General features: G+C 59.5%; 7 protein-coding genes. 5 read left to right on the top strand and 2 right to left on the bottom strand.

All coding sequences use genetic code 11. The annotated features are described in order from the left end of the window. Window positions 1–289: 289 nt before the first annotated feature. The 5 genes from rfbB (at window position 290) to DW029_RS08935 (ending at window position 6236) form a co-directional block, all read left to right on the top strand. Complete coding sequence (gene rfbB / locus DW029_RS08955; protein ID WP_370220285.1) at window positions 290–1309, top strand: dTDP-glucose 4,6-dehydratase; 1020 nt, start codon at window positions 290–292, stop codon at window positions 1307–1309. Between the two features lie 135 nt (window positions 1310–1444). Then, on the top strand, window positions 1445–2581 hold the full coding sequence (locus DW029_RS08950; protein WP_118345853.1) for a glycosyltransferase: 1137 nt from the start codon (window positions 1445–1447) through the stop codon (window positions 2579–2581). A gap of 221 nt (window positions 2582–2802) precedes the next feature. Further along, window positions 2803–3912, top strand: a complete 1110-nt coding sequence (locus tag DW029_RS08945; protein ID WP_118345852.1) for a glycosyltransferase family 2 protein — start codon at window positions 2803–2805, stop codon at window positions 3910–3912. Between the two features lie 8 nt (window positions 3913–3920). Then, window positions 3921–4979: a glycosyltransferase family 2 protein gene (locus tag DW029_RS08940; protein ID WP_118345851.1), complete on the top strand. Its 1059-nt coding sequence runs from the start codon at window positions 3921–3923 to the stop codon at window positions 4977–4979. Window positions 4980–5000: 21 nt separating this feature from the next. Continuing rightward, the gene (locus tag DW029_RS08935) at window positions 5001–6236 is read left to right on the top strand and encodes a glycosyltransferase family 4 protein (protein WP_199582629.1); all 1236 of its coding nucleotides are present in this window, start codon (window positions 5001–5003) and stop codon (window positions 6234–6236) included. A 615-nt stretch (window positions 6237–6851) separates the two neighbouring features. On the opposite strand, the gene DW029_RS08930 is transcribed toward DW029_RS08935, so the two are convergent. Both DW029_RS08930 and DW029_RS08925 read right to left on the bottom strand, forming a co-directional pair. After that, complete coding sequence (locus DW029_RS08930; RefSeq protein ID WP_158572653.1) at window positions 6852–9263, bottom strand: YfhO family protein; 2412 nt, start codon at window positions 9261–9263, stop codon at window positions 6852–6854. Further along, a complete protein-coding gene (locus DW029_RS08925) occupies window positions 9247–10215 on the bottom strand; it encodes a glycosyltransferase family 2 protein (RefSeq protein WP_118345849.1) in 969 nt (322 codons plus the stop codon). The genes DW029_RS08930 and DW029_RS08925 overlap by 17 nt, the downstream gene beginning before the upstream one ends.

Below are 10215 nucleotides of genomic sequence, written 5' to 3'. Positions count from 1 at the left end.
TCCGGTCGCACGGAGAGCATTTCCCAGTTGACAAAACTATAGGAACACCCCCCAATACTGTCACGAAAGGGGCCGAGCCGTTCTGATTAACGGTGCGGCCCCTTTTCGTTTTGAGTATGTTGCAACGGGGGGTATCCCGATAACCCCCGATCAACCTATAATTAAAGAATATGGTATTCGACTCGTGTTTGCTGAATTATTGATATATTGATTTTAACTATCTGAATCCTTGCTTTCCCTTTCGCTTGCGAGCAAACAGACGACAATGGCCAGGAATAGGGGAGCAGCATTGACCGAGAACTTCGAACTTAAGAACATCATCGTCACCGGCGGCTGCGGCTTCATTGGTTCCAACTTCGTGCACTACGTGGTGAAGAACCACCCAGGGGTCCACGTGACCGTGCTCGACAAGCTCACCTACGCCGGCAACCGCGAGAATATCGCGGGCCTGCCCGCCGACCGCGTGGAGCTCGTCGTGGGCGATATCTGCAACGCCGAGCTGCTGGACTGCCTCGTTCCCGGCCACGACGCCATCGTGCACTACGCCGCCGAGAGCCACAACGACAACTCCATCGACGACCCCACGCCGTTCCTGCGCGCCAACGTGGAGGGCACTTTCTGCCTGCTGCAGGCTGCGCGGAAATTCGGCGTGCGCTACCACCACGTCTCTACCGACGAGGTCTACGGAGACCTGGCGCTGGACGACCCAGCGCGCTTCACCGAGGAGACCCCGTACCGCCCGAGCTCCCCGTACAGCTCCACCAAGGCGGCCTCCGACCACCTGGCGCGCGCCTGGCACCGCACGTTCGGCGTCCGCGCCACCATCTCAAACTGCTCCAACAACTACGGCCCCTACCAGCACGTGGAGAAGTTCATCCCCAGGCAGATCACCAACATCCTGGACGGCGTGCACCCCAAGCTCTACGGCGACGGACGCAACGTGCGCGACTGGATCCATACCGACGACCACTCGAGCGCCGTGTGGACCATCCTCACGAAAGGCGAGATGGGCGAGACCTACCTCATCGGCGCCGACGGCGAGCGCTCCAACATCGACGTGCTGCGCGCGATTCTCGAGCGCATGGGCAGGCCCGCCGATGACTTCGACTGGGTGCGCGACCGCCCGGGCCACGACCGCCGCTACGCCATCGACAGCACGAAGCTCCGCCGCGAGCTGGGCTGGCAGCCCCAGCACACCGACTTCTCCGAGGGCCTGGACCAGACCATCGCCTGGTACACCGAGAATCGCGCTTGGTGGGAGCCCGTCAAGGCCGCTACCGAGGCCCAGTATAAGGCTCAGGGGCAGTAGCGGGTTGTCTGGTAATTTAAGTTCAGGGCGAATGACGTGACTCGCGATCTGCTCGCCTTGGTATCCTTGTTCAGATAAGAACTCGGCTTGGTGCGTGATGCGCTTCGCCGCCGTGTCCCTGAAAGGTCGTTCTGCATGAAATCCGACGCTCGCGCGCTCGTTTCCGTCATCATTCCTGTGTGCAACGTGGAGAAGTACCTCGCCCAGTGCCTGGAGAGCATTTGCTCGCAGACGCACCGCGAGCTCGAGATCATCTGCTTAAACGACGGCTCCAAGGACAGCTCGCTCGAGATCCTGCGCGAGTTCGAGGCGCGCGACCCGCGCGTCGTGGTGGTGGACAAGCCCAACGAGGGCTACGGCGCCACCTGCAACCGCGGCCTTGAGACGGCCCGCGGCGAGTGGGTTTCCATCATCGAGCCGGACGACTGGGTTGACCCCGCCATGTACCAGTGCATGCTCGAGCGCGCTGCCATGGTGGACGGGCCGGTGGACATCGTCAAGTGTCCTTGGATCGATGTGCACGATTGGGATGACCCGGATACGCAGTACGAGCAGCAATGCGCGTTGGCGCACCGCCTGCCCAACACCACGCATCCCGTGACCCTGACCGACCTCCCCATCATGGTGGAGCAGCACCCCAGCATCTGGAGCGCCATCTACCGTCGCGACTTCTTGAACGAGTGCGGAATCCGCTTCGTGCCGTACCCGGGTGCCGGCTGGGCCGACAATCCGTTCCTCATCGAGGCGTTCTGCCAGGCGCACGCCATCATGACGTTCGACGAGTCGTTCTACCACTACCGTTTCGACCTGCCGGGCGCTACGTACAATCATAAGAAGGACAGTGCCGTGGCCTTGCCGTTCGACCGTTGGTGCGACATGACGGATATCCTCGAACGCCTGAACGTGACGGATCGCGGAATTCTCGAGGCGCATTACATGCGTGGCTTCAACTACATTCACGGCGGCATCGTGGACGACGGCTGGGAGAACCCCATTGTCCAGGATGGCACGCGCCGCGTGTTCTCGCGCATGGATGCCGACATTGTTATTAACCACCCCAAGCTCTCGCCCAAGCGTAAGCGCTTCTACCTTGAGCAGATGGGCATTACCGGCCGCCGCGTGTCGGTGTGGCCGCGCGTGAAGTACCTCGCAAGCGAGGTGGCATTCTTCGTGCGCGCCAACGGCGTGGAAGGTTTTGCACGCAAAGTGGGCAGCTTTGTGGGCGGCAAGCGGGTCGCCCGCGCCCGCGCGAAGGAGAACGCGAAGGGGTAGGGGTCCTGCTTGTGTTCTCATGAGCGGAGCCGCCTGCCGCCTGTCCATAAGCGCGCACCCGACTCTCCTGATTGTGTGTAGCTCGTCGAGGTGAGAAATCAAGCAAGCGCCCCTGTGTTAACATATGTTATTCCGCAAGGGCGGCATCTGCCGCTAACGTGCAATCAATAGGGAGGCGTCGTCGGTGTCCTCACAGACTCTCGCAACGCAGTTCGACTAACATGTCCGGCGCGTGCGACGAGGCGGCCGCGAGTGAGCGCCGCCCCTTCTTTTCCATCATCATGCCCTGCTATGGCGTGGCGGCCTACCTGCCCGATGCCATAGCGTGCGTCCGTGCCCAAACGTGTGCGGACTGGGAGCTCATCTGCGTTGACGACGCTTCTCCCGATAACGTAGCTAGGATCGTGGAGGCGGCTGCCGCACAAGACGCGCGCATTCGTCTTGTGCGTCATGAGGAGAACCAAGGCCTGTCCGGCGCGCGCAATACCGGCATCGCGGCGGCGCGCGGCTCTTATGTATGGATGCCCGATCCGGATGATGCGTACGCTTCCGACCTGCTCGAGCGCTGTGCCGAGAAGATCCGTTCCCAGGCCGATGCGGGGGCCAGGACCGACGTCGTGGTGTTCGGGCTTACCGAGGAGCTCCTCGATTCTGATGGTTCCGCATGCGATGCGCACGACATTGTGCCGGCGCTTGACGGGACTTTTTTGGGTTCCGATGCGCACGCGCAGGTTCTTGACCTCGAGGACCGTACGCTTCTGGGCTATGCGTGGAACAAGGTCTACCGTGCGGAGGTGCTGGACGGTATCGCGTTCGAGACCGTACCCCTCATCGAGGACGTCGTCTTCAACGTTGCGGTCTTTAACCGCGTTGAGAACCTTGCGCTCGTTGCGCGTCCCTTGTACCGCTACGAGAAGCGCGTGGCCGCCAACCTGACGGCCAAATTCGTGCCCGAGTACTACGAGGTGCATCGCCGCCGCATCGACGATGTATACCGCCAACAGGTGTCGTGGGGCCTCGATTCCGCCGATGTTCGCTCCCGCCTCGGGGCTCGTTATGCGCGCTACATCTTGTCCGCGCTCGAGCGCAACTGCGATGCGCGCGCGGGGCTGAACCATGCGGGCCGCGTGGCCTTCTGCCGCAGCATCATGGACGACGAGCTCTTCCGCGCGCTCGTCCTGGATGCGTGCCCGCAGGGCAGGGGAGCCCGCGTGTGCGTGGGCCTCCTCAAGACGCACAGCGCTCTGGTGTGGTGCGCCGCCGGCCGCATCATCCACCTCATGAGGTCGCGTGCCGGCCTCGCGTACCGTAAAGCCACGTTCTCCCGTTAGGAGCTCCCGTGTCCAAGAGCACGTTTGATACATCTGCGCCGCAGCTTACCGTTGCTGTCCCTGCTTACAACGTCGAGAGCTACCTCGCGCGAGGTCTTGAGTCCTACCTCGACCCGCGATTCATGGGCAAGCTCGAGGTCGTCGTGGTGGACGATGGCTCCACCGACGGCACCCGCGCGCTTGCGGAGGACTTCGCCGCGCGCAGCCATGGCGTGATCCGCGTTATCTCAAAGAAGAACGGAGGCCACGGCTCGGCCGTGAACGCCGTTCTGGCCGAGGCGCGCGGGCGCTATTTCCGCGTGGTGGACGGCGACGACTGGGTGAACGCGGACGGTATGGCCGAGCTGCTCGAGCGTCTTGCCGACCTCGATTGCGACCTTGTGGTAGACAAGAAGCGCGAGATCGACATGGCTTCTGGCGAGGAGCGTCCGTTCCCGCTCGCCAAGGGCGTCGTCACGGGTCGTGCGCTCGACTTCTCCAGCGTTCTCACCAACGGCGACACCGTGTTCCAGATCATGATCCACACGCTTACCGCTCGTACGGACTACCTGCGTGGTATCGGCATCCATCTGCTCGAGCACACCTTCTACGAGGACTACGAGTACGTGGTCAAGGCAAGTGTGCCCGCCTCCACCATCTGCTACCTCGATATTGAGGTGTATCAGTACCTGGTGGGCAACGAGAACCAGTCTGTGAGCCAGGCGAACTACGTGCGCCGCTGGGACGATCACGACCGCGTGGTCATGGAGCTCCTGGACTACCTTGAGCGCTGCGAGTACGGCGAGGTGTGCGCCGCGAGCGGGGAGAAGCTTTCGAATGAGTCTGTCTGCTACCTGCGCGAGAAGGTCCACCTCATCGTGGACACGCACTACAACATCGCGTTGCTGTTCGATGAGGAGCGCAGCCGTGGGCGTGCGCGCGCCAGGGCGTTCCGACGCGAACTGAGGCGTGCGGACATAGACCAGTGGGCGCGCGGCGAGCAGCGTTACCGTATGGCCACGCTCCTCAACCGCTTGAGCTTCTCGTACAACTCCATCATGCGCTTGGTCTCCAAGCGCCGTCACTAGCACGCTACCAAGGGATGATCCATGAGCCGCAAACCGCGCATAGCCATATTCAGCGCCGATGCCAAGCTTGGCCACGAGGTCAAGGGTGCCACGCGCTACACGTTCCTCGCGACGCTTCTCGTGGAGCGCGGCTTCGAAGTCGACTTCATCACGAGCGGCTTCCAGCACTGGGAGAAGCGCCAGCGTGATTTGGCGACGTTCGACACGAGTATGCACGCGTTCAACGTGAAGTTCATTGCCGAGCCGAGCTATCCCGCCAACATGTGCCCCCAGCGCATCTGGGCGCACCATGTGATGGCCAAGCGCGTGACGGCGTACTTCGATGCGGACCACGACTACGACCTCATCTACTGCCAGATTCCGCCCAACGATGTGACGCTCGCCGTGGGACGGTCCGCGAAACGCTACGGCATCCCCTTCGTGGTCGACGTGAACGACCTGTGGCCCGAGGCCTTCCGTATCGCGCTCGACGTTCCGGTGCTCTCCGACATAGCGTTCGCTCCGTTCGAGCGCCAAGCTCGCCGCGCGTACGCGTTGGCGGACGCCGTGGTGGGCACGTCCGACGAATACGCCGCGCGCCCCTTCCGCGACCGCGCCGAGGACATCCCCAAGCTCGTGGTGTACGTGGGCAACGACCTCGAGGAGTTTGACGCGGGCGCCGCTGAGAACGTCGGCTCCGTGGAAAAGCCCGAGGGCGAGGTCTGGGTTGCCTACGCGGGTAATATCTCGGCGCTCTACGACTTGGAGACGCTCGTCGAAGCTGTGGCGATAGCTGCCAAGGCGCATCCCGAGCTCAGGCTCAAGATTCTTGGCGATGGCCCCGAGCGCGCCTCTGTCGACGGGGCGGTTGAGCGAACCGGGGCGCCTGCTGAGCTTTTGGGCTACATGCCGTACCGCGCCATGGCGGCTTGGCTCAAGGCGTCCGACATTGTGGTCAACTCGCTGGTGGCGAACGCGCCTCAGAGCGTGCCCACCAAGATCGGCGATTACCTGGCCTCGGGACGTCCCATGATCAACACGTCCATGAACGCCGAGTTTCGTGAGAAGGTCGTGCGCGATGGCTTTGGTGTGAACGTTGTGCCGGGTGACGCCGAGGGGCTCGCCAGGGTGATTTGCAAGCTTGTCGAGGACGAGACAGGACGCGCGCGCATGGGTCGCGTGGCGCGTGAGCTCGCGGCGGCACAGTTCGACCGCCCGCATTCTTACGAGGCGACCGTCGACCTCATTCGGAGTTTGATCGCCGAGCGCTCGAAGTAAACCGCACGCGGCCGCTCGTGCGCGAGGCGGATTAAATGCTGAAGGCCGGCAAATAGGCCCACCTCTTTGCCAAAGTTGTGTGAGAAGGAGTACCAACCGAACGGCGTAGGGGCGGTTTACCTCGCGTTCGTGTTGTCGTTGCGATAGTCACCGAAGGTGTATTTGCTATACACATTGACTTCCCATTGCTTTTTTTCGACCTTTGCCACGGAGTCGAGGATAAAACCAGTTGCGAGGCTTAAGCCGCACAGGAACATAAACGATGCGGCGAGCATGGCGGTGGGGACACGATCGTTTTCTCACAAGCTCCGACAGATCGGCATTTATCGCGTCGTGGTCGACTGATACGATGGGTGCGGACATGACTGCGCCTCCTTGGTTGTTCGAATCTCAGCAACTCGAATCATACCGAAGGCATATGCCATGTCTTTCGTTGTCTAGATATGTCAGCTGTCCAAGTGCGCAAAAGATTTTTTGTTACCCCACAGTTTATTCTCCGTCAAAGGGAGCCTGGACTCTGTGTTCGAGGAAGTCGAGGCCCGCGAACACGGGCCACTCCCTACATTAAGACGCTCTAGCCGCTCTGAAATTTGCGAGAGATAAAGCCGCCGTTCTTTAACGGCGGCTTTTCCTGTGCCTAGCGTAAAGTCCTGCTGCGACAAGAGCGGTGGCGGTCGCCAAGCTTATTGTAAGCCCTGCAGATGCTCCCGGGGTTTTATACGTCATTACGATCTTGTTCGTGCCCTTCTGCACGTTTAGGCATGACAGGCCCTTATCGGCTGCAGGCGCTAGCTCAGCGGCGACTCCGTTGACCGTCGCGTTCCAGCCCTCATCGTACGGAACGCTCAGCAGCAAGGTTCCGTCATCTTTGGCGATGTACTCGCCTTCGATCTCGCCGTCTTCAAAAACCGTCGGAACAAACTCGCTTGCCTTAAGCTCATCGATGATTTGCTCAAAGGTATCCAGATTCAGGGCGTAAAAGACAGGCTCGTCGCCTTGCGGTATGTCGGTGTAGCCCTCTGCTGGCACCATCGCTATGTTGTGCGAGCTTGGGCTATCCAAAGTGCCCGCAATCTGGCGGATATTGTTGTCGAATCTCCAGGCCTCGTTTTGGATAGTTCGCTGGTCGATGGTGAGGGCGACAGGCCAATAGCTGCCGGCGTTCGCGTTTTTATTGATGTAGAGATATCCGATGGATCCCGCCGGCACGGTGACGTTCCATTGCTTTGAGTTCTGACTATCCTGGATGGTTGTGGCCTCGATCTTGGCATAGAGCCCTACATTGCGGCCTAGGATTTTGCTGTACAGGTCGTTCTGCTTCTCGAAGGGGTTCGCACCGTTAAGCTCGCTATTCTTGATGTCGTCTGATGCTGCGACGCCAACGCTAAGCGAGTAAGGGTTCTCGTAGACCGTGCTCTCGGTGCCGTTTTGGGCCGTCTTGGTCGTAATGTATCCTGCGGGGGCGTGCTCGGCGATGGCGTACTTGACTCCCAGTAGAGCGTCGACGGCAAGAATGGGCTCGGCATAGCGGGTCGAAAACTCACCGACGCTGCTGTACCCAAGGGAGTTGAGCAGCGCAATTGCCTGCGGGTTATTGGCAGACGAGTACGACGACAGCTGGTTGTAGCCTAGCGCCAGGCCTTCGTTGAGGGCCGCGCTGCCGGCGCGCGTGGTCGTGCGGTCGATGCGGTAGAACGGCGCTGGATCTTCTTCTTGAATGGCCGCGAGGACATTTGTAGCGCTAGCTACATAGGTAGTGTTGGCGTCTTCGGAATAGCCTGAGTACAGTTGATTCCATATAACGTGGGCGTTGGCAAACAGCTCGATAACGGTAAGCGCTATCAGGGGCATGACGACGGCGGGACGATAAGCTCGCAGACATTTGGGTTGGTTCTTTAGCGTTTGCAAGGCGTAGCTTGCAGCCCATAGGGTAAAGAAGCTCAGCAAAAAGGGAGTACGCGAATAGAACCCGTTGGGAACGCGCATGCCACACCAGATGTACTCGAGTGGGCTTAAGATGGAGCTTGCGATGAGGATGACAGTTGCGACGAGGGTTGCGATGCGTGTCTTGGCTGGGACCTTGCGGTTAAACAATAGACTCAGTGCAAGCAGCATCATGATGATGCCACTATAGAACTGCGGTGTGTTGTGTTTGTTGCTCCACATGCAGGGGATAAAGCCCCTGACAAGCGATTTAGGACCGGTTCTGAACAGCGGGCCGAGTGCCAGAATAGGGCCGCCCTTGGCCATGGCGAGGATGGTCGGCAGGAACGTCCAAGCGGACAGGAGTAGTCCAAGCACCATGGCACCGGCGAACCGAAGTGCCCGATCGAGCATGAGCCTCCAGCTAAATCCTTCAGCGGTATTGTAATCGACAAACTCCACCAGCACGAAGATGCACAAGAACAGGATGCTAATGTATGCCGTATACCAACAGAACATGACGTTGAGCGCTGTCGCGATGATGAGTCGCGCCATCCTCTGTTTGCGAATGAGCTCGTAGCATCCGTAGGCACAGATGGGGAGAAAGATAAGACAATCAATCCAAAGCGGGTTGCGCAGATTGCTGACGGTCCAACTACAAAAGGTGAACGATGCGGAAAACAGGAATGCTGCGGGCTTTGACAGGCCAAAGCGTTTTTGCACATACCAAGCGCTGCTGATATGGACGCAGCCAAGTTTGAGCGCGCTGATGACAAATACAAAGAGCGTAAGCTTGTCTTGGGGAAACAACACGCAGAGCAGGTTGAAGGGGCTTGCGAGGTAGTAGCTGTAGAGCCCCCACGTGTTCATACCGAGTCCCTGGGCGAAGGAGTAACGAAGATTCGCCTCGCCTAGAAGGACTCGGCGAAACCATGAGAAAAAGTCGATGTATTGATACTTGAGGTCTTCGGTCAGAAACGAGTTGTCGCCAAAGGGGTAGACGTGTCCTGCCGCGGCAAGCGCCACAAAAAGCGCGGCGGAAAACGCAAAGCAGGTTACATAGAATGCGGCGTTTACGAGCGTGCGGTTATTGGGTCGTGTCATCAGATTCCTCATTAGACTCTCGAATGATATAGATGGGGCGACGCTTGGTCTCCAGGTAGACCTTTGCCAGATATTCGCCAATGATTCCCAGGCACAGAAGTTGCATGCCGCCAAACAGCGAAATGAGGCAGGCGAGTGAGGGCCATCCGCCAACGGGGTCTCCCCAAACGAGTGTTTTGACCAGGATGATGATGAATCCCAGTATGGCGATGAGGCAAAAAGCGATGCCGATGAGGACGGCAATGGAGAGCGGCGCTGTGGAAAATGCAACGATGCCGTCGATGGAGTAGAGGAGCAGCGACCAGAAACTCCACTTGGTCTCGCCGGCTACGCGGTTGACGTTTACGTAGGGGAGCCATTTGGTTTTAAAGCCGACCCAGCCGTAAATGCCCTTGGAAAACCGGTTGTATTCGCCCATGGAGATGATGGCGTCGACCATCGGACGCTTCATGAGCCTAAAGTCGCGTGCCCCGTCAACGATGTCGGCGCTAGAAATGCGGTTGATGATCTTGTAGAACATGCGCGCACAAAACGACCTGATGGGAGGCTCGCCTTCGCGAGTGGTTCTACGCGTGGCCACGTTGTCGTAGTCTTCGGTCTGCAGGATCTTGTACATTTGGGGTAGGAGCGAGGGCGGATCTTGCATGTCGGCGTCCATGGTGGCGACATAATCGCCCTTTGCATGCTGGAGGCCGGCAAATAGGCCCGCCTCTTTGCCAAAGTTTCGTGAAAAGGAGTACCAACGAACGGCGTAGGTGTGGTTGCAGGCGGCCTCTGCTTTCATGACAGCGATTGTTTCGTCGGCCGAGCCATCGTCGATGAGGATCGCCTCAAAGGAGACGCTTGGATCATCTTGGGCTATGGTATGGACGACGTTGTCGAGTTCTTTAAGGAAGATAGGAAGCGATTCCTGCTCGTTGTAGCACGGCACGATGATGGAAATGAGCGGCAT

Source organism: Collinsella sp. AF38-3AC, from assembly GCF_003474365.1.
Lineage (GTDB): Bacteria > Actinomycetota > Coriobacteriia > Coriobacteriales > Coriobacteriaceae > Collinsella.
The sequence above is the reverse complement of the archived record's forward strand: the minus strand, read 5'-3'. Positions and strand labels throughout refer to the sequence as shown.